Here is a 21,901-nt window from a genome sequence, read left to right as displayed (position 1 = left end):
TGCCATCCACGGAGGAAAAATGCAGGAATTTATGGCTACCAGCGAACGCCGGGCCGAACTCTACTGGTGGTTCTCCACCCTGTTCGCCGCCGAACTCAGTGATGAGCAGATCGCCGAATATGACACCTATGATGTGCGAAGCTTCCTGAAAAGCCTCTCCACCCTGGATCCGATGCGCGAGGCCGTGGCGGAACTCAACGACGCCATCGCTCGCCTGCTGGTGCGCCCGGATCGCCAGCTGGAACTGGCCGCCGACTTCGCAGGCCTGTTTCTGGTGGATCCCAAGCAGGGCGCTCTGCCCTACGAATCACTCTACCGCGGCGATGCCAAGCTGATGATGCAGGCCCCGATGACCGAGATGCAGGCCCGCCTCGATCGCCTCGGCATCAATGTCAGCGACAAATACAAGGAGCCTGCCGACCATCTGGCCATCGAGCTGGATCTGATGGGAAATCTCATCATCCGCGCGGCGGAAGCAAAGAGTGCTGCCGAGCGGGAAAGCTGGTTAAACGAACAGGAGGCGCTGCTGCACACCCATCTGCTGGGCTGGTTCGCCAAGTTCGAAAGCGCCTGTCGCGCTGCCGACCTGTTTGGCTTCTATGGCGCCTGTGCGCGCCTGCTGGGGGTATTCCTCACCATGGATGCCAACTATCTGGGGCTGGTGAAGCCGACCCAACCGGCCGGTTGAAGTAATGAGAACAGCGCTGCTATTGATAGCATGCTGGCTGCTGGCCCTGATCCCGCTGGATCAGGGCCTTACCCCTCTCGCGGCACTACTCTTTAATCCGGATCGCGAGCTGTATGGCACCGCCCAGCTCACCGGCTTTGCCGGTATTCTGCTCACCCTCTATCTCGCCAACCTCGGTGTGGAAGTGGTGCTACGCCGCCGTTTTCAGATCGCCGGCATGCTGGCCCTGCTGGCCGCCTGGATCGACTTCATCAACTGCAGCGGCAACGAGTCACACTTTCTGCTGCTCTACCTGCTGGCCCTGCCCTTCCATCTGCTTGGCTGGCTGGTATTGGTGCGGGGTATTCAAGCTTTTGGTCGCCAGAAAGGCTGATCCCTTCCTACCGCCTATTGATCACTGCCTGAGCCAGACACGACAACACTGGCGCTCACATGGCACCTTACTCAGGAAAGGGGTATCAGCCTCGATGACCAGACGGCAGAAAGTGAATGGCTCGCGCCAGCAGGCGGTAATGTTCGGGGGGAAGGGCGTCGGAGAAGATCCACAGTTGCTGTAACGACGCAGGTTCAGTGCCTTGCGGATCGGGGCAAAGCACCAACCTGAGCACACCGGGCAAAATACGGCTTTTCTTGCCGAGCTGATAGCGACGACCTTGCCACTGCAGCCACTGGCCATCCCAGACAAGCTCGAACGGGGGCGCGGCGAGCGCCCGCCAGCTCAACCAAAGCGCCACCAGCCAGACGGGCAGCAACAGCGCCCACTGCCAACCGGCAATCAGGCCAGCCACCGGCCAAAGCAGCAACAGAAAGAGGGCCACCAGCAAATATTGCTGATGGCGGGAGGGGTGAACCGTCATGATCACCCGCTCCACAGTATTACCCCTGGCGGTCGTGGCGCGCCTGATTGCGCTCCAGGATCATCGGGATCATGGCGGCAAATGCAGGATCGGCAGGGACACCATGACCCATGCACCATTTGAACAGATCCGGATCGTCGCTCGCCAGCAGGCGGATAAAGGTCTGCTGATCGGCTTCGCTCAGGGAGTCGAACTCGTGTTCGAAAAAGGGCATAAAGATCACATCCAGCTCGAGCATACCGCGACGGCAGGCCCACTTCAGGCGGGATTTTTCAACTGGGCTCAACATGGCACTCTCCTTACAAAGACCGGGGGATGGTACCAGCTGGATTTTCCGGCTGACAAACATTAGTTACGTCTTTACCATGCAGCTCACATACTTTCTCTCTGGAATACCATCGTGAGCCTGCAACCACCTGTTTTTCCTGCCGAGCCGACCCGCGTCCCTCTGACCAAGCTGGCCATCACCCGTATCAGCGGCCAGGATCGCGCCAAATATCTGCAAGGTCAGGTCACCTGTGATGTCAACGCCCTGCAACCGGGGCAACAGACCCCGGGCGGCCACTGTGATCCCAAGGGCAAGCTGTGGAGCAATTTCCGCCTGCTCTGCCTCGACGACAGTCTGCTGCTGCTGACCAGCCCCTCTGTACTGGAGCGTCAGTTGCCGGAGCTGAAGAAATTTGCCGTCTTCTCCAAGGTCGAGATCGCCGCCGATGAGCGTCACGCCACTGGTCTGGCTGGCAAGGGCACAGATGCGTGGGTCGCCGCGCAGTTTGGTCTGAAGCAGAGCGGTCTTATCGACGGTGGCATGGCGGTGAAGATTGAACAGGATCGCTGGCTGCTGGTGAGCAATCAGCAAGCCGACGCCCTGCCGCAAGGTGACGAGTCACTCTGGTGGGGGCTCGAGATCAAGGCGGGCCTGCCACACATGGAAGCGGTGCATCAGGGGGAGTTCATCCCGCAGATGCTCAACCTGCAGGCACTGGACGGCATCAGCTTCAACAAGGGCTGCTACATGGGGCAGGAGACGGTGGCCCGCGCCAAGTATCGCGGCGCCAACAACCGCGCCCTGTTCCTGCTGGCGGGCACTGCTGGCGAGCCGGTCGCCAGCGGCGATACCCTTGAACTGCAACTGGGTGACAACTGGCGCCGCAGCGGCATGGTGCTCAACGCCTGGCAACAGGCCGGGCAGGTGTGGCTCACCGCCGTACTGCCGAAAGATACCGAAGCTGACGCCCAATTCCGCCTCAAGCAGGACGAAGGCTCCCGCCTCACCCTGCAACCCCTGCCTTACGCCCTGACAGAGTAAGGTCGGCTAGCGAGGCACCCGCGCCAGCAGTGCCTCCTTCAACCAGCGCCCCGCCTGCCCAAGCGGGCGGGCGCGATGCCACTGCAGCTCCAGCGCCAACGCGTGGCTGGCGATAAAGTCCGGCTCCAGCACCACCACCTCGCCCCGCTTCAGCGGTTGATGCAGCAGAAATTCCGGAATCGCGGACCAGCCAAGGCCCCGCTTGACCAGCTCCAGCACCCCGAGATCCCCCTCGACCCACCACACCTGAGCCGAGATGCGAAAACGCTGGCGCTCGCTCCCTTCCCGTCTGCCAGTCACCATCAGCTGGCGCGCCCCCTGCAGATCGACCTCCCGTAGCGGCTGCTTGCGGGCCAGCGGATGATCCGGTGACACCACCAGCGGCATGGTCACCTCCCCCAGCGAACGGGCGACAATCTCCCGCTGGGGATGCACCTTCTGATAGCTGATGCCGAGCTGGGCCCGACCGGTCACCAGCATCTCGGTCACATCCTCCATCAGCGGGAAGAGCAGCTCCAGCTCCACGGTCGGGTAGCGAGTGGCGAACTCCTCCAGCAGGGTGCCGAGCCAGGGGAGGTGGGAGTCATCATCGATGGCCAGAGTGAGCCGCGTCTCCACCCCGGCCGCCAGCTCCCCGGCAATGGATTGCAACCGTTCACTCTGCGCCAGCAGGATCCCCGCCTCCTGCACCATGCGGGCCCCCGCCTCCGTCAGTTGCGGATAGCGGCCGCTGCGGTCAAACAGGGTGAGCGCCAGATCGATCTCCAGATTGGCAATGGCGCTGCTCACCACCGACTGCGCCTTGCCCAGCTTGCGGGCGGCAGCGGAAAACGAGCCGGTTTCGGCGGCGGCCAACAAGATTTTGAGTGGTTCCAGTGACGAATTCATCCTGTCTATCTCCTGCATGGGCCCGGCTGCGGGCGTTATCCATCTATTTTAGCGATGGATACCAACATGAATCTATCAGCGAAAGGCGATAGATTAGCGTTGTAATCTGTTAACACACCTGCGAAAGAGAGTGATTTATGCGTACCCGTAACGATCGACTGCGCCATGCCATTGGCTTTGAACTGATTGGCCTGCTGATTGCCGCCCCACTGGCCAGCTGGGCCACCGGCATTCATCTCAGCCACATGGGACCGCTGGCGATCTTCTTCTCGCTGCTGGCTACCGCCTGGAACTACGTCTACAACGTCGGCGTCGACAAACTGCTACAGAAGTATCAGGGCCATACCCACAAGACCATGTGGCAACGGGTGATCCATGCCATTGGTTTCGAAGGGGGGTTACTGCTGGCCGCCATGCCAATCATGTCTTTGTGGCTTGGCATTACGCTGCTGGAGGCCTTCTTCCTGGATCTGGGCTTTGCGATCTTCTATCTGATTTATGCCTTCGTCTACAACCTGAGCTACGACAAGATCTTCCCCATTCCCCGCGTGGTGGCACAATAAGTCACGCCATCAACAGGCACGGCAAGCTGCGCAGCAGAGTGCTTAGTGTTGAAAACCGAGGCTGAAGGAATTGTCTTGAAACAACAGGCAGGCGGTAAAAGCAAGGCACCATCATGGCAGACATGATGGTGCCGCAAGAGGGATCAGAGGTGGCAGGCCGGCTGATTCAGAGGTAAGGATTCAGGCCCGCCAGTTGCTCAGGCCTGGGCCTTGAGCTCTTCGCCGCTCTCGTCGGCAGCGGCAGCCTCTTCAGGCTGGGCCTGGGCGGCCTGCAGCGCTTCCAGTTCGCTCTGATAATCGCTCAGGATCTGCTGGGCAACAGCCATATCCCCCTTGTGTTTGCGCTCGAACAGATGGTGCTGCACCACGCCGTTGAGATACTCCACCGTGATAGGCTGCTCCAGGGTGGCCATCAGCTCCTCTTTCTCCAGCTCGGCATTGATTTCATCGGCGGTAGTGCGCAGCAGCCCGGCCAATTGAACCAACATGCGGCGCTCACCTTCGCGCAGCAGGCTCAACATGCGGTTTCTCTGCTGCTCATTCTGTTGGGTCATACATTTCCTTACGTCAATTGGGAACAAGCCCGCTCATTCTGCCCTGTCCCCATGACAGCGTCTATCTCATGCCCCCCACTAATTTTTGGCGCTGGCTCACAAATGGCTACAGATGCTATTTGAAGCGGCTCTGGGGTATAGTAGCCGCTGATTTTCGGGCGCTTTTTCACCTTCATCTGCAAGACCGGGATGACACGGCAAGGGCGCCTGCCCGGTTTACCCCAACGAGGTGAAGATCCGCTTTATGACCGACGCCATTGTGGTGCTCTGCACCTGCCCAGATCAAACCAGTGCCGACCTCGTCTGCGAACAGCTGCTGAACCAGCGGTTGGCCGCCTGCATCAATCAGCTGCCGGGCGTCACCTCCGTCTATCGCTGGCAAGGCAAGGTGGAGCGCGCCACCGAGATCCAGCTCATCATCAAATCCCGCCAGCCGCTCTTTGCCGAGCTGCAGGCATGCATTCAAGCCCATCACCCCTATGAGGTGCCCGAGCTGCTGGCCTTGCCGGTGAGTGCCGGACTGCCCGCCTACCTCGACTGGCTGAACGGGGAGACCGCATGACGTTCTCCCGCTTACTCTCTCCCCTGCTGCTGGTCTGTGCCCTGCTGATGACAGCGGTGGGCAGCGCCCCGGCACACGCCAGCGGCGCCGATCTGCTCAGCTCGCTAGGCATTGACGCAAATGCCAAACCCAAATTTTTGCAGGTCGATGAGGCCTTTCAGATCGAGAGCGAACAGCGCGGCGATCAACTGCTGCTGACCCTCCATATCGCCGACGACTACTACCTCTATCGCCACAGCCTGCGCTTCAAGGGGAACAACCTCACCTTCAGCGAACCGACCCTGCCAGAAGGCACCGAGCATGAGGATGACTTCTTCGGCAAGACACGGGTCTACTACCAGCAGGTGAGCATCGCGGTGCCGCTAAAAGAGGTGGGGGACGGCGCCACCCTGCGGGTGCGCTATCAGGGCTGTACCGACGGCCTCTGCTACCCGCCGACCGACAAACTGATCGATGTGGCCCCGCTGGCCGCTGCGCCCACAGCGACCACTGCTGAAACGGCACAAAGCGTCGCACCAGTGAGCCAGCAGGATCAGCTCGCCGCCGCCCTCGGCCATCAGGGGTTCTGGCTCAGTATTGTCGCCTTCTTCGCACTGGGGCTGGGGCTCGCCTTCACCCCCTGCGTCTTCCCCATGTACCCGATCCTGACCGGCATCATCGCCGGTGCCGGTCATCGCCTCTCCACCGGCCGAGCCTTCCTGCTCTCCCTGGTCTATGTGCAGGGGATGGCGGTCACCTACACCTTGCTCGGATTGGTAGTCGCCTCGGCGGGGCTGAAATTTCAGGCGGCGCTGCAACACCCCTATGTACTGATCGGCCTCTCGGCGATGTTCGTGCTGCTGGCCCTCTCCATGTTCGGGCTCTACACCCTGCAGTTGCCGAGCAGTTTGCAAACCCGGCTCTCCGGTCTCTCCAACCGCCAACAGGGCGGATCGGTGGTCGGGGTCGCCATCATGGGGATGATCTCCGGGCTGGTTTGCTCCCCCTGCACCACGGCGCCGCTTTCGGGGGCGCTGATCTATGTGGCCCAGAGCGGCGATCTCTGGCTCGGCGGCGCAGCGCTCTATGCGCTGTCACTGGGGATGGGGCTGCCGCTGCTGCTGCTTGGCACCTCGGGAGGCAAACTGCTGCCCAAGGCGGGCGCCTGGATGGATGTGATCAAGCAGCTGTTTGGCTTCGCCCTGCTGGCGGTGCCCATCATGCTGCTGTCACGACTCTGGAGCGATCAGCTTGCCACCCTCGCCTGGCTCGGCTGGGGGCTGCTGCTGTGCGGCTACCTCTATCACCACAACCAGCACCAGCCCCACTCGGTGGCCAAAAGCGTGCGCGGTTTCGTGCTGTTGCTGGCGATGATCAGCGCCGTGGTGGTGGGCAAGGATCTGCTGCAACCAGCCGCTCCTGCCGCCGTCTCTGCGGGCGCCAGCCAAAGCGCTCCGCAGTTTATCCCCATCAAGACGCTGGATGATCTCAAGGTGCAGCTTGCCGCCGCCCGCGGCAAGCCGGTGCTGCTCGACCTCTACGCCGACTGGTGCGTCGCCTGCAAGGAGTTTGAGCACAAGACCTTCAGCGACCCCGCAGTGCGGGAGCGCTTCGGCCAGATGGTGCTGCTGCAGGCAGATGTCACCGCCAACGACGATGCCGATATCGCGCTGCTCAACAGCCTCAATGTGCTGGGGCTGCCGACCCTCATCTTCTTCGACCGTGAGGGCAAGGAGCTGACAGGGCAGCGGGTCACCGGCTTTATGGGGCCTGCCGAGTTTCTGGGCAAGCTTGATCAGCTACGCTGACCAGCGTATCCCTTGTCGGCAAACAGGGGCCGCCTCATGCGTTACACACTGATTTTTCTGGCAATCCCTTGTATATGACCGGCAGCATGGCAGAATTTGCCCTTCGATTGTCTCGCCCGTCCGGAGTTTTGATGAAAAAGTGGTTCATCCCCCTGCTAGCCCTCTGGCTCTATGGCTGCAGTGCAGGGCCCGGTGAAGAGGATATCCGGAGCCAAGTTACCGCCAGGCTGCTGGCCGAGACAGACGCCAACCTGTTCGAGATCAGCGACTTCACCATCCTCGGCAAGGAGGAGCGGATGGAGGGGGTCTATCTGGTCAAGGTGAGCTACCAGCTCCACTTCAAGCAGGGGATCGATCAGCTGCAGGTGTTGCACGACGAAGATCTGATTTATGACCGGGTCGGCCCCTTTCAGCAGGAGATGGGGCTGATGGAGCTGGAGCGTAAATATGGCGCGTTCGAGGCGGGTCAGGTGCTGCCGCAAGAGGCAGAGGTGTGGATGATGAAGAGCGAACAGGGGTGGCAACTGGCCGAACCGGCCCAATAAAAGGCAGCCCTGCCCTCACCCTCTGCAACGGCAGGTCTGCCGTTGCCAACCAGCTCAGACCTGGGTATCGACCCGATACCCTTTCCGCTCAGCGGGTTCGTTCGGCAGCTTGCTGGCCAACCCTGACAACACCTCCTTGAGCGTGACCCCGCTCTCTGCCGCACCGCTGCTCTCCAGCAATTTGGTCAGCTGACTCTGCAAGGGTTTCAGCTCCTTGTTCTCTGCGACTTGCTCGTTCTCTGTGACTTGCCCATTCTCTGATTCTTGCGCACGCGCTTTTCCCTGTTCGCCCTGTTTATCCAGCGTCTCCAACAGGCGCTCCAGATCCCGCTTCAGCGGATTCTCGCTGCTGGCTTCGAGGGCAAGCTTGCGCTGTTCCTGCTCTTGCCGCTGTTGTTGCTGCAACGCCAGCTGTTGTTCCTGCTGCTGTTGCAGGGCCCCCATCATGGTGTTGATGAACGCCTCCATCGAATCCCTGATTGAAGCACTGCTCCCGCCGCCACCCTCCCCTTTCGGCGACAGCCCGAGCTCGTCCAGCACAGCGCCAAGGTCGCGTACCATCCGGCTGTCACTGCTCGCCGATGGCGACGGCGTGGGCCTCTCCGGTACCTGCGCAGCTGGAGCTCCCTGCCGCTGCGCCAGCGGGCTGAGCCCGCCTGACGCTACCACATTCATCTCCATCTCAGCCCTCCTCTTTCCCTGTCCTCTGCCCTTTTCCGGCAAGCTGAGACGCCCGCACAGAATCACTCTCACACCTAAAAGATAGCGCCAACCGGAAGGGATTGGCGCGAATGCATATTTTGGTCTATCAGGCAGAACGATAGTGCCAACCCGCTATAAACAAGGAGCCGGTACAAGGGTCGCTTTCAGCCATCACAACAGAGGCTGACAAGGCGGGTCAGAAGATATCCTTCATCCGGTGCCACAGCATTCCCAGTGCCAGCAACGGGGAGCGCAGCGCCGGGCCGCCCGGGAAGGTCATGTGAGGCACGCTGGCGAAGAGATCGAAACCCCGGCTCTCACCGCGGATCGTCTCGGCCACCAGCTTGCCCGCCATATGGGTGGCGTTGAGGCCGTGGCCCGAGTAGGCCTGGGCGTAGAGTACGTTGGGGTATTCCTTCAAGCGGCCAATCTGCGGCAACCGGTTGGCACCGATCCCGATCATGCCGCCCCACTGGAACTCGATGGCGGTGCCAGCCAGCTCGGGGAAGACCCGCAGCAGTTTGGGCAGCATGAACGCCTTGATATCCTTGGGATCTCGCCCCGAATAGTTGCAAGCGCCGCCAAACAGCAGGCGGCCGTCGGCAGAGAGGCGGTAGTAGTCGAGGGCCACATTCTGATCGCACACCGCCATGTTTTGCGGCAGCAGACGCTGGCGCAACCGGCGATCGAGCACCTCGGTGGCGAGGATATAGGAGCCAGCGGGCAGCACCTTGCCCCCCAGATCGGGATTGAGGTCGTTGAGGTAGGCGTTGCAGCCGATCACCAGATAATCGGCAGTGACCCGGCCGTGGGCGGTGGTCACCTCGACCCGCTTACCATAGTCGATATGGGTCACTCTGGATTGTTCGAACAGGGCAACCCCGAGGCTGGCGGCGGCACGGGCCTCCCCCAGCGCCAGATTGAGGGGATGCAGGTGGCCGGAGCCCATGTCGATGAGGCCGCCGATGTAGCGATCCGACCCCACCACGGTATGGATATCTTCTCGCGCCACCAGTTTCAGCTCGTGCTCATAGCCGAGGCTTGCCAGATGCGCGAGATCCTCCTCAAAACCTGCCAGATGGCGCTGGCGAGTGGCAAGGTCGCAGTAGCCCCAGCGCAGATCGCAGTCGATATTGAAACGCTCGACCCGCTCGCGCACCAGCTGCACCGCCTCCAGCCCCATCAGGTCGAGCTCGCGTACCCCTTGCTCGCCAATCCAGCGGGCAAACTGGCTGGTGTCGTGGCCGATACCGCGGATCAGCTGACCGCCGTTGCGCCCCGACGCCCCCCAGCCGATGCGGTTGGCCTCCAGCAACACCACCTTGTAACCGGCATCCGCCAGATTGATGGCGGTGTTAAGGCCGGTAAAGCCGCCGCCGATGATGCAGACGTCCGCCTTGTACTCCCCCTCCAGCTCGGGCCACTGTTGCGGATCGTTGCGAGTGGCCGCGTAGTAGGAGGCGACGTGCTCCTGATGTCCATTGTGCTTTCCTGCCTGCATACTCAGCATCCTGCTTTGGTTGCAAATTGTTTAATAAAATAAGCAAGGTTGTTTCGATAATACCCAGTTCCTTCTCCACTCACCAACCTGTGCGGATCACAGAAATGCAAAAGGCGCCCCGAAGGGCGCCTTTTAATGCAATCAAGGTGCTGTAACGAATTACAGTACGTTGATGGCGTTCAGGTCGGCAAAAGCCTGTTCCAGACGCTTGATCATGGAAGTCTGACCTTCACGCAGCCATACGCGCGGATCGTAGAACTTCTTGTTCGGCTTGTCTGCGCCTTCCGGGTTGCCCAGCTGGCCTTGCAGATAAGCTTCGTTCTTCTGATAGAACTTCAGCAGACCTTCCCAAGTTGCCCACTGGGTGTCGGTGTCGATGTTCATCTTCACTACGCCGTAGGAGATGGACTCGCGGATCTCTTCCAGAGTGGAACCTGAACCACCGTGGAATACGAAGTCCAGAGACTTGGCAGGCAGCGCAAACTTCTCGGAAACGTACTTCTGGGACGCGTCCAGGATGGACGGGGTCAGCTTGACGTTACCCGGCTTGTATACACCGTGTACGTTGCCGAAGGAGGCAGCGATGGTGAAACGCGGGCTGATCTTGGACAGACGCTCGTAAGCGTAAGCAACATCTTCCGGCTGGGTGTACAGGGAAGATTGATCCAGGTGGCTGTTGTCTACGCCATCTTCTTCGCCACCGGTGCAACCCAGTTCCAGCTCCAGAGTCATGTTCATCTTGGCCATGCGGGTCAGGTACTCGCAGCAGATGTCGATGTTCTCTTCCAGAGACTCTTCAGACAGATCCAGCATGTGGGAGGAGAACAGCGGCTTGCCGGTTTCAGCAAAGTGCTTCTCGCCCGCTTCCAGCAGACCGTCGATCCACGGCAGCAGCTTCTTGGCAGCGTGGTCGGTGTGCAGGATAACCGGGATACCGTAGGCTTCGGCAACAGCGTGAACGTGCTTGGCACCGGAGATGGCACCCAGGATGGCGGCTTTCTGGCCTTCCAGCTTCAGACCCTTACCGGCGGTAAACACGGCACCACCGTTGGAGAACTGAACGATTACCGGCGCTTTAACATTGGCAGCAGCTTCCAGTACGGCGTTCACGGAGTCGGTACCAACACAGTTAACTGCTGGCAGAGCAAAGCCGTTCTCTTTAGCGATGGCGAACACTTTCTGAACGTCATCACCAGTGATCACGCCGGGTTTTACGAAGTCGAAAATTTTCTTAGACATGTTTAATCGTCCTGTCTCGTATGCCGTTAATAAAAAATGGAGGGTTCATCATGAACCGGCACAGCGGGCACATGATAAACGAAACGGGAGGCGTTTGCCCCCCGTCTCGGGTCAATTAGGCTTTGGCGCGCTGTTCCAGCATCGCAACAGCCGGCAGTACCTTGCCTTCTACGAACTCCAGGAAGGCGCCGCCGCCAGTGGAGATGTAGGAGACTTTGTCGGCGATGCCAAACTTGTCGATGGCAGCCAGGGTGTCACCACCGCCAGCGATGGAGAATGCCGGAGAAGCAGCGATGGCTTCAGCGATCACTTTGGTGCCAGCAGAGAACTGATCGAACTCGAACACACCAACCGGGCCGTTCCACAGAATGGTCTTGGCGTTCATGATGATGTCAGCCAGGGCCTTGGCAGAGTCAGGGCCGATGTCGAAGATCATGTCGCCGTCAGTCACGTCAGCAACAGACTTGATGGTGGCCGGAGTGGACTCGGAGAACTCGGTGCCTACAACCACGTCGGTGGTGACCGGAATATTGGTCTCGGCAGCCAGCTTCTTGGCGGTGTCGAGCAGGTCGTGTTCGCACAGGGACTTGCCGACGTTGTGACCGGCAGCAGCGATGAAGGTGTTGGCGATGCCACCACCGACAACCAGCTGGTCAGCGATCTTGGAGAGGGATTCCAGCACGGTCAGCTTGGTGGAGACCTTGGAGCCGCCAACGATGGCAACCATCGGGCGCTCTGGCTTCAGCATGGCTTTACCCAGGGCTTCCAGCTCACCCGCCAGCAGCGGACCGGCACAAGCAACTGGAGCAAACTGGGCAACACCGTAGGTAGAACCTTCGGCGCGGTGAGCAGTACCGAACGCATCCATTACAAAGACATCACACAGGGCGGCGTATTTTTTGGCCAGCTCTTCGGTGTTCTTCTTCTCGCCTTTGTTGAAACGGCAGTTTTCCAGCACTACCAGCTCACCGGCTGCGACGTCTACGCCATCCAGGTAATCTTTGGCCAGACGAACCGGGCAAGACAGAGCGTCTTTCAGATAGTTGACAACCGGAGCCAGGGAGAATTCTTCGTTGTATTCACCCTCGGTCGGACGACCCAGGTGGGAGGTGATCATCAGCTTGGCGCCCTTTTCCAGAGCCAGCTTGATGGTCGGCAGCGTCGCCACGATACGTGCATCGGAAGTGACCTTACCGTCTTTTACCGGTACGTTCAGGTCAGCACGGATCAGAACGCGTTTACCCGCCAGATCCAGGTCAGTCATCTTGATAACAGACATATTCAGTCCTCTATATTTTCAGGTAATGTTAAAAACAGTAACCTATTCGCCCGGGGCAGGCTCAGCCTGCGGCCATCATGGCCCGGGTGGTATCCAGCATCCGGTTTGCGAAGCCCCATTCGTTATCACACCACATCAACATCTTGACGAGGTTGGCATCGCTCACCCGGGTCTGGGTACCATCAATGATGCAGGAGTGTGCATCATGATTGAAGTCTACGGAGACCAAAGGCTCTTCCGTGTAATCCAGAATACCTTGTAATGTACCTCTGGACGCCCGTTGCAGGGCTTGATTTACGTCAGTAACTGTCACTTTTTTACGAACAGTAATACTGAGATCCATCGCTGTTACATTGATGGTCGGCACCCGCACCGCGATCGCCTCGAACTTGCCGGCGAAATGGGGCAGGATACGCTCCAGCCCCTTTGCCAGCTTGGTATCCACCGGAATGATGGACTGACTGGCAGCGCGGGTTCGGCGCAAGTCACTGTGGTAGGCATCGATGACTTGCTGATCATGCATGGCCGAATGAATTGTCGTAATAGTACCACAATTTATCTCGAATTCTCGATGCAATGTTTCAATCACCGGCACCACGCAGTTGGTGGTACAAGAGGCGTTGGAGACGATCCGCTCCCGTCCGGTCAGCACCTGATGGTTAACCCCGTAGACCACGGTGGCATCCACATCCGCATCGGCCGGGTGGGAGAACAGCACCTTGCCCGCTCCCGCCGCCAGATGCAGCTCGGCATCGGCCCGCGAGCCGAACACCCCGGTGCAATCGAGCACCACATCCACCCCCAGCGCCCGCCACGGCAGCTTCGACGGATCCCGCTCGGCGAACAAAGAGATGAGATCCTCCCCCACCAGCATGCTGTTGCCTGCCAGTTGCACCGGATGGTGGAAGCGACCGTGACTGGTATCGTAACGGGTCAGGTGCACCATGGCCTCGGGGGCCGCCAGCTCATTGATGGCGACGATCTTGATGGTCTTGTCGCGCCCGCTTTCATAGAGGGCTCGCAACACATTGCGACCGATCCGCCCGTAACCATTGATGGCAATCTTGATCATCGAGAATCCGTTTCCTTGAACCAGCAACAGGCGGCGCACCGGCCGCCCGGGAGCCCCGGCTACGACAGCAGGGCCTCCTTGAATTCACCGCGAGCCAGCAACGCCGCCCCGAATACCCCGGCACTGTCGCCAAGGGCAGGTGCAATAATGGGGGTTGCGAAGCGGGGATTAAAGAGGAAGGGCAAAATTGTCTGCCGTCCCACGCTGTAAAGGCTCTGTACGTTACCCACCCCGCCGCCGATGACGATCACGTCCGGATCCAGAATGTTGACCACGTTGGCCAGCGCCTGACCAAACAGCAGGTGTAGCCTGTCGATGGTGAGCTTGGCAACATGATCGTGAGCGCTCGCCACCGCAATCTGGGCGAGCGAGAGGCGACGCTTGGCCTTGGCCTCGTACCAGGCCTCCAGCGCCGGGCCACTGATCAGGGTCTCGACGCAGCCGCGTTTGCCGCAGTAACACTCGGGACCATCGGGGGCGAGCACGTTGTGGCCCCACTCACCGGCGATGCCGTGGTGGCCATTGAGGATCTGGCCGTTGATGACGATCCCTGAGCCGACCCCGGTGCCCATGATGATGCCGAACACCACTTTGGCATCGGGATGGTGCTGACGCACTGCGCCGAGGTGGGTTTCTGCCAGCGCGAAGCAGTTGGCGTCGTTGGCAATCAGCACCGGCACGCCCAGCTTGCGCTCCAGATCTTCCTTGAACGGCTTGCCGTTGAGCTCGGTGGTGTTGCAGTTCTTCATCAGGCCGGTCTGCGGATCCCTAGCGCCGGGGGTGCCCATACCGATGACGGTCGGGCGCTGGCCAATCTTCTCGGCGCACTCAGCTACCAGCTTGGCGATCTGGCCGATCATATGGTCATAACCGCCAGCCCGCTCGGTGGGGATGCGATGGCGCAGCAGCACCTCGTCGCCATCCAGCACCACACATTCACACTTGGTACCGCCAAGATCGATACCCCAATCCAGTGACTTGCTGCTCATCTTGCCTCCTGCACGATCGCCACGCTCTCGTCGTCGCGGCACCTTTTTAAATGTAAAACGGGGCCTTACGGCCCCGGATATCAATCAGTTTCTCTTCGCCCACACCGGCCTTAGCGGCCGTGATACTGGGCAGAGAGCTCGTGCACCGCGTTGACGAACACGCCAGCGTGCTCCGGGTTCACATCCTGATGGATGCCGTGACCCAGGTTGAAGACGTGGCCGTTGCCCTGACCGAAACCGGCCAGAATGGAAGCGACCTCTTCACGGATCCGTGCCGGATTGGCGTAGAGCATGGAGGGATCCATGTTGCCCTGCAGCGCCACCTTGTCGCCGACCCGGCGCTTGGCGTCGGCAATGTCGATGGTCCAGTCCAGCCCCAGCGCATCGCAACCGGTGGCGGCGATCTGCTCCAGCCACTGACCGCCGTTCTTGGTGAACAGGGTGACCGGCACGCGGCGACCATCGTGCTCGCGGATCAGGCCATCGACAATCTTGTGCATGTACTGCAGGGAGAAGTCGCGGTAATCCCGCGGGGTGAGCACACCACCCCAGGTGTCGAACACCATGACCGCCTGAGCCCCCGCCTTGATCTGGGCGTTGAGATAGCTAATCACGCTGTCGGCCAGCTTGTCGAGCAACAGGTGAAGGGTCATGGGCTCTGCGTACATCATCTGCTTGATCTTGGTGAACGCCTTGGAGCTGCCCCCCTCCACCATGTAAGTGGCCAGGGTCCAGGGGCTGCCGGAGAAACCGATCAGCGGCACTTCGCCCTTCAGCTCGCGGCGGATGGTGCGCACCGCATTCATCACGTAGCCCAGCTCATCTTCCGGATCCGGGATCGGCAGCGCCTGCACGTCGGCCATGGATGTGATCGGGCGCTCGAAGCGCGGGCCTTCACCCTGCTCGAAGTAGAGACCCAGCCCCATGGCATCGGGCACGGTGAGGATGTCGGAGAAGAGGATGGCGGCATCGAGCGGGTAGCGGCGCAGCGGCTGCAGGGTGACTTCACAGGCCAGCTCGGCGTTGCGGCACAGGGACATGAAATCCCCCGCCTGGGCGCGAGTCGCCTTGTATTCCGGCAGATAGCGGCCAGCCTGGCGCATCATCCATACCGGGGTCATATCCACGTCCTGGCGCAGCAGGGCGCGCAGGTATCGATCGTTCTTCAGCTCTTTCATCCCAGTTCCTGAGTTCGTATCACGCATAAAATGGCGGCCATAATACCACTTTGCCCACCGGAGCGGACTGCCCAAAACGGGGCAAATGGACCCGCGGTTGCAAAGATGTGAAGGGGCGCAAACCAGAGCGCCCTGTTTACAAAAAAAGGTGCGAAAAGGTTGGCAAAAAGATCAGCGCCTCGTTACCCCTCGCCCGCCAGCGAACGCTCGATCAGCCGCCGGGCGATGGTGCCGTGGGGCGGCAAGCGCGGCAGCCGGTCGGCGGCAAAGAAATCGGCGGCGACCAGTTCGTCATCCTGCACCTTGATCTCGCCGCTCTCGTAGTCGGCGGTAAAGCCCATCATCAGGCTGTGGGGGAAGGGCCAGGGCTGGCTAGCCACATAGCGCACATTGCGCACCCGGATGCCGCTCTCCTCGAACACCTCCCGCGCCACGCACTGCTCAAGATTCTCCCCCGCCTCCACAAACCCTGCCAGCACGGTATACATGGGATCGTCGGCCTGATAGTGACGACGATGGGCAGCCAGCAGGATCTCCGGCCCCTTGCGCACCGCTACGATAATGCAGGGTGAAATGCGCGGATAGGCCGTGTGACCATAGTGGCACACCTGCGCCCACTCCCCCACCTTCGGGGTCATGGGGGCGCCGCACTCGCCGCAGAAGCGGTGGGTGCGGCGAAAGGTGGCGAGCTGCCAGGCACGGCCCGCGAGACGAAAGCCCTCTTCATCCCCCGCCACCATCAGCTGGCGTAGGGGGGCCAACATCGCCGTGTCGCCCTCATCTCCCAGATCCAGCAGATAGCAGGGCAGCCCCTGCCACTCGTCAAAACGCTCGAAACGCGCCTCTGCCAGCGCAGCAGGCAGGCACGCTTTACTTCCCTGTGGCACCACTCCCTGCTGATCGAGCAGTACCAGATGATCGCCCCCCAGTACGAACCAGCGGGCTTGTTCGGTTAATGACATCAGATAATCACTCTCGTTAAAACAAAACCCTGACCACGGCTGGCCGACCAAGGGGCAAACGCCGCGCGAATGGTTCCCATCTTACGACCAGCACGGGTCGCTGACGACCCCGCCGTGGCCGATTGTCCCATTCGTAAAAAACGGATGGTGCAAATAAAGAGGCCGCCCGAAGGCGGCCCGTTGTTATCCGGTATCCCGTATCCGGCCACTATCGACGCGGATCAGGCATCGCCCATCGCCAGCAGGGAGGCGTTGCCGCCCACCGCCGTGGTGTTGATGGTGCGGGTCTTCTCGGTAACGAAGCGGCTTAAGTAGTGGGGGCCACCCGCCTTGGGACCGGTGCCGGAGAGCCCCTGCCCGCCGAACGGCTGCACCCCGACCATGGCGCCGATCTGGTTGCGGTTGATGTAGACGTTACCCACGTTGATGCGGCTCGCCAGCTCCTCGGCGTGGGATTCGTTGCGGCTGTGGATCCCCAGCGTCAGGCCGTAGCCGGTGCCGTTGATGTCGCTGATCACCTTGTCCAGATCCCGGATGGCGTAGCGCACCACGTGCAGGATGGGGCCGAATTGCTCCTTCACCAGCTCGCGGATGGAGCCGATCTCCAGCGCAGTCGGTTGAACAAAGTGCCCTTCCATCGTCGCGGCGGGCATCGGCGCCTGCGCAATCAGGCGAGCGCGCGGGATCATCCGGGCCAGATGGGCATCCAACCCCAGCTTGGCATCGGCGTCGATCACCGGGCCGACGTCAGTATTGTGCTCGGCCGGATTGCCCACTTTCAGCTCCTGCATGGCGCCGGTGAGGATCTCCAGCACCCGCGGGGCTATCTCCTCCTGCAGATAGAGCACTCGCAGGGCCGAGCAGCGCTGACCGGCGCTCTGGAAGGCGGCGCTTACCACGTCGCGCACCACCTGCTCCGGCAGGGCGGTGGAGTCGACAATCATGGCGTTCTGACCGCCGGTCTCGGCGATGAGCGGCAGGATGGCGCCATCGCGCTGGGCCAGGGTCATGTTGATGAGCTTGGCGGTCTCGGTGGAGCCGGTGAAGCAGACGCCGCCGATACGCGGATCCGCCGTCAGCTTGGCGCCGACGGTGGCACCATCACCGGGCAGCAGTTGCAGCACATCGCCCGGGATACCGGCCTGATGGGCCAGGGTCACCGCCAGATGGGCGATAAGGCCGGTCTGCTCCGCCGGTTTAGCGATGACGGTGTTGCCGGTGGCCAGCGCTGCAGCGATTTGGCCGAGGAAAATCGCCAGCGGGAAGTTCCACGGACTGATGCAGACAAACACCCCGCGCCCCTGCAGGAACAGCTCGTTCTGCTCGCCGGTGTAACCGGGCAGCAGGGTCGCCTGCCCCATCAGGCTGCGGGCCTGCACCGCGTAGTAGCGACAGAAATCCACCGCTTCACGTACCTCGTCGATGCCGTCCTGCAGCAGCTTGCCCGCCTCGCGGGTACAGAGGGAGACGAACTGCTCGCGGTTCGCTTCCAGCAGATCCGCCAGCTTCTCCAGCGCGGCAGCCCGCTCGCTCACCGGCGTTGCGCGCCAGCGCGGGAAGGCGGCATGGGCGGATGCCAAGGCCTGCTCCACCGCCTGCTCGTCGGCCCAGTGGATCTTGCCAACGGTGAGGCTCACATCCTGCGGGCTCAGCACCACACGGGCTTCGCTGCGCTTGAGGGTCTCGCCATCAACGATGGGGCCCGCCAGCCACTGCTTGCTCTCCAGCTCTTGCAAGCGGGCGAAGAAGGGACGCTGGATGGAGAGGATGTTCATGTTGACGCCGCTGGAGTTCTTGCGGTCGGTGAAGAGGTTCACCGGCTGGGGAATGCGGTCGTTGGCAAAGCCGGAGTAGCGCTTGAGGGTGCGCAGCGGGTGTTCCGCCAGTGAATCCACCGGGGTGTTGGGATCCACCAGCTTGTGAACGAAGGAGGTGTTGGCCCCGTTCTCCAGCAGGCGGCGCACCAGATAGGGCAGCAAGTCTTTGTGGGCACCGACCGGGGCATAGATGCGGCAGTGCAGACCGGGATTGTCGTTCAGCACCGCGTTGTGCAGCTCCTCCCCCATGCCGTGCAGACGCTGGAACTCAAACTGGCGATCGCCGGCCATCTCCAGAATGCTGACCACGGTATTGGCGTTGTGGGTGGCGAACTGGGGGGCAATAAAACCGCGAGTCGGCTCGCTCAGCAGGTAGCGGGCACAGGCGAGGTAAGAGATATCGGTGCCCGCCTTGCGGGTAAACAGCGGGTAGCCGGGCAGGCCCGCCTGCTGGGCATATTTCAGTTCGCTGTCCCAGTAGGCGCCTTTTACCAGTCGCACCGGAATGAGGTCACCCTGCTCGCGGGCCAGCGCGGTGAGCCAGCAGAGTACCGGCAGAGCGCGCTTGGAGTAAGCCTGCACCACCATGCCGAGCTTGCCCCAGCCACGGTTGGCATCGGAGCGGTAAAGCTGCTCGAACAAGTCCAGCGACAGCTCGAGTCGATCCATCTCCTCGGCATCGATGCTGATGGCCACATCCTTGTCACGGGCCAGCCGCACCAGACCCACCAGCCGCTCGCACATCTCGCCAAGCACCCGTTCACGGTTGGCCACGTCATAGCGTGGATGGAGCGCCGAGAGTTTGATGGAGATGGAGGGGGCCGGGCCGCCGTCGCTGATCCGCTCATTGCCGACCGCCTCGATGGCGTTGCGATAATCGGTCAGGTATTTGTCGGCATCTTGCAAGGTGAGGGCCGATTCACCCAGCATGTCGTAGGTGTGGGTGTAGCCCAGCTCGCGAGATTTGCGGCTCGCCTTGAGGGCTTCTTTCATGTCGCGCCCCAGCACGAACTGCTTGCCCATGATCTTCATGGCGGCATACATGGCGGAGCGCACCACCGGCTCCCCCAGCTTGTTGACCATGCGCCCCAGCAAGTTGGCCGGATTGCCGTCGAGCTTCTTGTCGAGCTTGATGATCTTGCCGGTCAGCATCAGCCCCCAGGTGGAGGCGTTGACCAGAGTGGAGTCGCTCTTGCGGAAATGGGAGGACCAGTTGGCGCCGGAGAGCTTGTCCTTGATCAGGGCATCGGCGGTCTCTGCATCGGGAATGCGCAGCAGTGCCTCGGCCAGACACATCAGGATGATCCCCTCCTGGGTATCGAGACTGTACTCCTGCAGGAAGGCGTCGATACCGTCACCGGAGCCGCTCTCCTTGCGCACCTTGGTCACCAGCATACGGGCGCGCTGGGTCACCTGCTCCAGCGCGGCACCATCCACCGCCAGCATGGCCGACAGTTCGGCCAGATAGGCATTTTCATCCACCACGTAGTTCTGGGTGATGGCTTCGCGCAGGGCGATCAGATCGGAGGGAATGTAGTCAGCAGCAAGCACGTGAGTCGCTTTGAACATAGGGGGTCTTCCTGTACGCCCGAAGGCTGATATCGACAAAGGCGGACGCGCCGCCGAAACGCCGATAATGTATACAATGTTGCACCCTATATGAAATGAATTTGTTTCCACTCTTTAACAAATATCGCTAATTCTGCCTCACTCTCCCTCTACGAGTCCCCTTTCCGACTATGAAGAGGGTCAACTGGCATCATTTTGTATACGATCTTGTGCCGTTCTGTTCAGCCACTCGAACTGCTGGCCCCGGCAACCCGGTGCGAGCAAAAAGGCAGATAAAAAAGAAGGGCCGCCACGGCGACCCTTCAGTTTATTCAGACCAGTGCGGTCAATTCATCCAGCGATCGCCGCGGCTGCGACGACGGGGCAGCATCGGCAGCAGGATACCGAGCAGGATCCCCGCCCCCACCATGGCACCACCACGGATAAACCAGTCCATCTGCATGTCGTGTTCCTGGTTGTCGTAGCTTTGGGTCAGGGCATCATTTTGCTCTTTGAGATTGCCAAGCTCCTCACCCTGACTAACCAGCTGGACCTTGAGGGCGGCAATCTCCTTGCTCTGGGCAGCGAGCTGGCCATCCTTCTCGGTGAAGCGTTTCTCGTTGTCACCGTTGAGATTCTGCAGGCGGTCTTTGAGCTCATCGCGCTCTTTTTCCACCTGGGGCAGCCGCTCGCGCAGGCTGATCTGGCTCTGCAGTTCGCTGTTTTTGATCCATCCTTCGCGACCACGACTGTCCACCACCTGGGTGAAACCGGCCTCGCTGTTCACCGCTTTTACCTCCAGCGGTTCACCAGCCTTGATGCTGCCAAGGATCCGGTACTGGGTGCCCGGACCGTTGTGGATGAAGGTAAAAATGTTGTCTGAAACATAACGGGTATCGGCCAGTGCCTGTTGGGCACACAAGCAGATCAAAATCCCGAGAAGGGCGCGCATGGTCGATCGGTTCTCTTTTTCAGGTTTGGACAAGAGGTTGAATGTTAAGCCGCCTGCAGGTTAAAGGACAAGCAAAGAAAAAGCACCTCCCCCCGAATAAAGCGCGCAGAGTTGCGAGTCAGCTCGCAACTTGCCCGCCCGCGGCCTTACTTGTTTTTCAGCTCCCGCACCTCGCTGCGCAGGGCGCGGATCTCCTGCAACAGCAGCTCCTGCTGACTGTTGTAGTGATGGCGCCACTTGTCGGTCTCGCCATCCCCCTTGTTGGGCTGCAGGAACAAACTGGCCATAAAACCGCTGATGGCACCAAACAGACCGACCCCGAACAGGATCAGCAGGCTTGCAACGAAACGCCCCTGCTCGGTCTTGGGTACCAGATCGCCATACCCCACGGTAGAGAGGGTCACTAGCGTCCACCAGAAGGCATCGTAAGGGGTCTCAATCTGGCTGCCAGGCTGGCCCGACTCAATCCAGTACATGACGCCGGAGCCCACCCCGAGCAGCAGGAAGAACAGGAACAGGATGCCAGATATGGTGGTCTCGTTGCGCTCGCGGCGGAATAAAGCCCACAGATCAGGCTGATCCCGCAGTAACTGATAGACTCGCCACAACTGGATCAAACGCGCCCAGCGCAGTTGCTCCACCATCGGCAGGCTACCCGGCAGATAGATCCAGTTGGCCCTGAAAAAAGCCCACTTGTCGCTGGCCCGCACCCAGCCATAGGCAAAGTGAGCGAGGAAGATGTAGCAAATCAGGCTGTCGATGTCATAGAAGAGCTGCAAGGTCTGCGGGGTGACACTCTGGTGGCCCCACCAGCGAGCCGTCACCAGCAATACCGACACAATAGACAGAAATGCCATCAGCAGATCCATCGCCCGCAGATGAGTTAAGTGACTTCGCATACATTTTCCA

Annotated in this window: 22 protein-coding genes; 7 read left to right on the top strand and 15 right to left on the bottom strand. The window is 60.7% G+C overall.

Annotated elements, in window-relative coordinates:
- The first annotated feature begins 19 nt into the window (after positions 1-19).
- Both torD and BN4575_RS08130 read left to right on the top strand, forming a co-directional pair.
- Positions 20-688, top strand: a complete 669-nt coding sequence (gene torD / locus BN4575_RS08135) for a molecular chaperone TorD (RefSeq protein WP_068977820.1) — start codon at positions 20-22, stop codon at positions 686-688.
- 4 nt (positions 689-692) lie between these two features.
- On the top strand, positions 693-1,061 hold the full coding sequence (locus tag BN4575_RS08130; RefSeq protein WP_068977819.1) for a hypothetical protein: 369 nt from the start codon (positions 693-695) through the stop codon (positions 1,059-1,061).
- Positions 1,062-1,146: 85 nt separating this feature from the next.
- Here the strand turns inward: BN4575_RS08130 and BN4575_RS08125 are convergent, their stop codons facing one another.
- Together BN4575_RS08125 and BN4575_RS08120 are read right to left on the bottom strand one after the other, a co-directional pair.
- On the bottom strand, positions 1,147-1,545 hold the full coding sequence (locus BN4575_RS08125) for a protein YgfX (RefSeq protein WP_068977857.1): 399 nt from the start codon (positions 1,543-1,545) through the stop codon (positions 1,147-1,149).
- 19 nt (positions 1,546-1,564) lie between these two features.
- Entirely contained in the window at positions 1,565-1,834 is a 270-nt protein-coding gene (locus tag BN4575_RS08120; RefSeq protein ID WP_005335417.1) for an FAD assembly factor SdhE, read from the bottom strand.
- A 111-nt stretch (positions 1,835-1,945) separates the two neighbouring features.
- Between BN4575_RS08120 and ygfZ the strand changes: the two genes are divergently transcribed.
- On the top strand, positions 1,946-2,854 hold the full coding sequence (gene ygfZ / locus BN4575_RS08115) for a tRNA-modifying protein YgfZ (protein ID WP_068977818.1): 909 nt from the start codon (positions 1,946-1,948) through the stop codon (positions 2,852-2,854).
- A 6-nt stretch (positions 2,855-2,860) separates the two neighbouring features.
- On the opposite strand, the gene BN4575_RS08110 is transcribed toward ygfZ, so the two are convergent.
- A complete protein-coding gene (locus tag BN4575_RS08110; RefSeq protein ID WP_068977817.1) occupies positions 2,861-3,742 on the bottom strand; it encodes a LysR family transcriptional regulator in 882 nt (293 codons plus the stop codon).
- A gap of 137 nt (positions 3,743-3,879) precedes the next feature.
- Here BN4575_RS08110 and BN4575_RS08105 point away from each other — a divergent pair, with 137 nt between their 5' ends.
- On the top strand, positions 3,880-4,305 hold the full coding sequence (locus tag BN4575_RS08105) for a PACE efflux transporter (RefSeq protein ID WP_068977816.1): 426 nt from the start codon (positions 3,880-3,882) through the stop codon (positions 4,303-4,305).
- 197 nt (positions 4,306-4,502) lie between these two features.
- Here the strand turns inward: BN4575_RS08105 and BN4575_RS08100 are convergent, their stop codons facing one another.
- Positions 4,503-4,859 (bottom strand): hypothetical protein, encoded by a 357-nt coding sequence (locus BN4575_RS08100; protein ID WP_005362699.1) that lies wholly within the window; start codon positions 4,857-4,859, stop codon positions 4,503-4,505.
- A 244-nt stretch (positions 4,860-5,103) separates the two neighbouring features.
- On the opposite strand from BN4575_RS08100, the gene cutA reads away from it, so the two are divergent.
- The 3 genes from cutA (at position 5,104) to BN4575_RS08085 (ending at position 7,753) form a co-directional block, all read left to right on the top strand.
- A complete protein-coding gene (cutA, locus tag BN4575_RS08095) occupies positions 5,104-5,421 on the top strand; it encodes a divalent-cation tolerance protein CutA (protein ID WP_042018226.1) in 318 nt (105 codons plus the stop codon).
- A complete protein-coding gene (locus tag BN4575_RS08090; protein WP_068977815.1) occupies positions 5,418-7,208 on the top strand; it encodes a protein-disulfide reductase DsbD in 1,791 nt (596 codons plus the stop codon). The genes cutA and BN4575_RS08090 overlap by 4 nt, the downstream gene beginning before the upstream one ends.
- A gap of 131 nt (positions 7,209-7,339) precedes the next feature.
- On the top strand, positions 7,340-7,753 hold the full coding sequence (locus BN4575_RS08085; RefSeq protein ID WP_068977814.1) for a hypothetical protein: 414 nt from the start codon (positions 7,340-7,342) through the stop codon (positions 7,751-7,753).
- Positions 7,754-7,807: 54 nt separating this feature from the next.
- Here the strand turns inward: BN4575_RS08085 and BN4575_RS08080 are convergent, their stop codons facing one another.
- From BN4575_RS08080 to BN4575_RS08030, 11 genes are all read right to left on the bottom strand, one after another.
- Positions 7,808-8,434, bottom strand: coding sequence for a hypothetical protein (locus BN4575_RS08080; protein ID WP_068977813.1), 627 nt, complete (start codon positions 8,432-8,434; stop codon positions 7,808-7,810).
- A gap of 217 nt (positions 8,435-8,651) precedes the next feature.
- Complete coding sequence (locus BN4575_RS08075) at positions 8,652-9,956, bottom strand: NAD(P)/FAD-dependent oxidoreductase (protein WP_141689746.1); 1,305 nt, start codon at positions 9,954-9,956, stop codon at positions 8,652-8,654.
- Between the two features lie 159 nt (positions 9,957-10,115).
- The gene (gene fbaA, locus BN4575_RS08070) at positions 10,116-11,195 is read right to left on the bottom strand and encodes a class II fructose-bisphosphate aldolase (protein ID WP_068977811.1); all 1,080 of its coding nucleotides are present in this window, start codon (positions 11,193-11,195) and stop codon (positions 10,116-10,118) included.
- Positions 11,196-11,310: 115 nt separating this feature from the next.
- Positions 11,311-12,474, bottom strand: a complete 1,164-nt coding sequence (locus BN4575_RS08065) for a phosphoglycerate kinase (protein ID WP_042018236.1) — start codon at positions 12,472-12,474, stop codon at positions 11,311-11,313.
- A gap of 61 nt (positions 12,475-12,535) precedes the next feature.
- Positions 12,536-13,546 (bottom strand): erythrose-4-phosphate dehydrogenase, encoded by a 1,011-nt coding sequence (gene epd, locus BN4575_RS08060; RefSeq protein WP_042018238.1) that lies wholly within the window; start codon positions 13,544-13,546, stop codon positions 12,536-12,538.
- A 59-nt stretch (positions 13,547-13,605) separates the two neighbouring features.
- A complete protein-coding gene (locus BN4575_RS08055; RefSeq protein ID WP_068977810.1) occupies positions 13,606-14,535 on the bottom strand; it encodes an ROK family protein in 930 nt (309 codons plus the stop codon).
- Between the two features lie 110 nt (positions 14,536-14,645).
- Entirely contained in the window at positions 14,646-15,713 is a 1,068-nt protein-coding gene (gene hemE / locus BN4575_RS08050; RefSeq protein WP_042018242.1) for a uroporphyrinogen decarboxylase, read from the bottom strand.
- Positions 15,714-15,895: 182 nt separating this feature from the next.
- Positions 15,896-16,675 (bottom strand): NAD(+) diphosphatase, encoded by a 780-nt coding sequence (gene nudC, locus BN4575_RS08045; RefSeq protein ID WP_068977809.1) that lies wholly within the window; start codon positions 16,673-16,675, stop codon positions 15,896-15,898.
- Positions 16,676-16,896: 221 nt separating this feature from the next.
- Positions 16,897-20,061 (bottom strand): bifunctional proline dehydrogenase/L-glutamate gamma-semialdehyde dehydrogenase PutA, encoded by a 3,165-nt coding sequence (gene putA / locus BN4575_RS08040; protein ID WP_068977808.1) that lies wholly within the window; start codon positions 20,059-20,061, stop codon positions 16,897-16,899.
- A 325-nt stretch (positions 20,062-20,386) separates the two neighbouring features.
- Entirely contained in the window at positions 20,387-20,992 is a 606-nt protein-coding gene (locus BN4575_RS08035; RefSeq protein ID WP_068977807.1) for a TIGR04211 family SH3 domain-containing protein, read from the bottom strand.
- A gap of 146 nt (positions 20,993-21,138) precedes the next feature.
- Positions 21,139-21,891, bottom strand: coding sequence for a potassium channel family protein (locus BN4575_RS08030; protein WP_068977806.1), 753 nt, complete (start codon positions 21,889-21,891; stop codon positions 21,139-21,141).
- Positions 21,892-21,901 lie beyond the last annotated feature (10 nt).

The sequence above is a fragment of the Aeromonas sp. EERV15 genome (assembly GCF_900079845.1).
Taxonomy (GTDB): domain Bacteria; phylum Pseudomonadota; class Gammaproteobacteria; order Enterobacterales; family Aeromonadaceae; genus Aeromonas; species Aeromonas sobria.
This window is presented reverse-complemented; position numbering and strand designations above follow the sequence as displayed.

What these genes read in the sequence shown, in the direction of transcription:
- torD (WP_068977820.1), top strand. Translation starts at nt 20, where the DNA reads ATGCAGGAATTTATGGCTACCAGCGAACGCCGGGCCGAACTCTACTGG.
- BN4575_RS08130 (WP_068977819.1), top strand. Translation starts at nt 693, where the DNA reads ATGAGAACAGCGCTGCTATTGATAGCATGCTGGCTGCTGGCCCTGATC.
- BN4575_RS08125 (WP_068977857.1), bottom strand. Translation starts at nt 1,545, where the DNA reads ATGACGGTTCACCCCTCCCGCCATCAGCAATATTTGCTGGTGGCCCTC.
- BN4575_RS08120 (WP_005335417.1), bottom strand. Translation starts at nt 1,834, where the DNA reads ATGTTGAGCCCAGTTGAAAAATCCCGCCTGAAGTGGGCCTGCCGTCGC.
- BN4575_RS08110 (WP_068977817.1), bottom strand. Translation starts at nt 3,742, where the DNA reads ATGAATTCGTCACTGGAACCACTCAAAATCTTGTTGGCCGCCGCCGAA.
- BN4575_RS08105 (WP_068977816.1), top strand. Translation starts at nt 3,880, where the DNA reads ATGCGTACCCGTAACGATCGACTGCGCCATGCCATTGGCTTTGAACTG.
- BN4575_RS08100 (WP_005362699.1), bottom strand. Translation starts at nt 4,859, where the DNA reads ATGACCCAACAGAATGAGCAGCAGAGAAACCGCATGTTGAGCCTGCTG.
- cutA (WP_042018226.1), top strand. Translation starts at nt 5,104, where the DNA reads ATGACCGACGCCATTGTGGTGCTCTGCACCTGCCCAGATCAAACCAGT.
- BN4575_RS08090 (WP_068977815.1), top strand. Translation starts at nt 5,418, where the DNA reads ATGACGTTCTCCCGCTTACTCTCTCCCCTGCTGCTGGTCTGTGCCCTG.
- BN4575_RS08085 (WP_068977814.1), top strand. Translation starts at nt 7,340, where the DNA reads ATGAAAAAGTGGTTCATCCCCCTGCTAGCCCTCTGGCTCTATGGCTGC.
- BN4575_RS08080 (WP_068977813.1), bottom strand. Translation starts at nt 8,434, where the DNA reads ATGGAGATGAATGTGGTAGCGTCAGGCGGGCTCAGCCCGCTGGCGCAG.
- BN4575_RS08075 (WP_141689746.1), bottom strand. Translation starts at nt 9,956, where the DNA reads ATGCAGGCAGGAAAGCACAATGGACATCAGGAGCACGTCGCCTCCTAC.
- fbaA (WP_068977811.1), bottom strand. Translation starts at nt 11,195, where the DNA reads ATGTCTAAGAAAATTTTCGACTTCGTAAAACCCGGCGTGATCACTGGT.
- BN4575_RS08065 (WP_042018236.1), bottom strand. Translation starts at nt 12,474, where the DNA reads ATGTCTGTTATCAAGATGACTGACCTGGATCTGGCGGGTAAACGCGTT.
- epd (WP_042018238.1), bottom strand. Translation starts at nt 13,546, where the DNA reads ATGATCAAGATTGCCATCAATGGTTACGGGCGGATCGGTCGCAATGTG.
- BN4575_RS08055 (WP_068977810.1), bottom strand. Translation starts at nt 14,535, where the DNA reads ATGAGCAGCAAGTCACTGGATTGGGGTATCGATCTTGGCGGTACCAAG.
- hemE (WP_042018242.1), bottom strand. Translation starts at nt 15,713, where the DNA reads ATGAAAGAGCTGAAGAACGATCGATACCTGCGCGCCCTGCTGCGCCAG.
- nudC (WP_068977809.1), bottom strand. Translation starts at nt 16,675, where the DNA reads ATGTCATTAACCGAACAAGCCCGCTGGTTCGTACTGGGGGGCGATCAT.
- putA (WP_068977808.1), bottom strand. Translation starts at nt 20,061, where the DNA reads ATGTTCAAAGCGACTCACGTGCTTGCTGCTGACTACATTCCCTCCGAT.
- BN4575_RS08035 (WP_068977807.1), bottom strand. Translation starts at nt 20,992, where the DNA reads ATGCGCGCCCTTCTCGGGATTTTGATCTGCTTGTGTGCCCAACAGGCA.
- BN4575_RS08030 (WP_068977806.1), bottom strand. Translation starts at nt 21,891, where the DNA reads ATGCGAAGTCACTTAACTCATCTGCGGGCGATGGATCTGCTGATGGCA.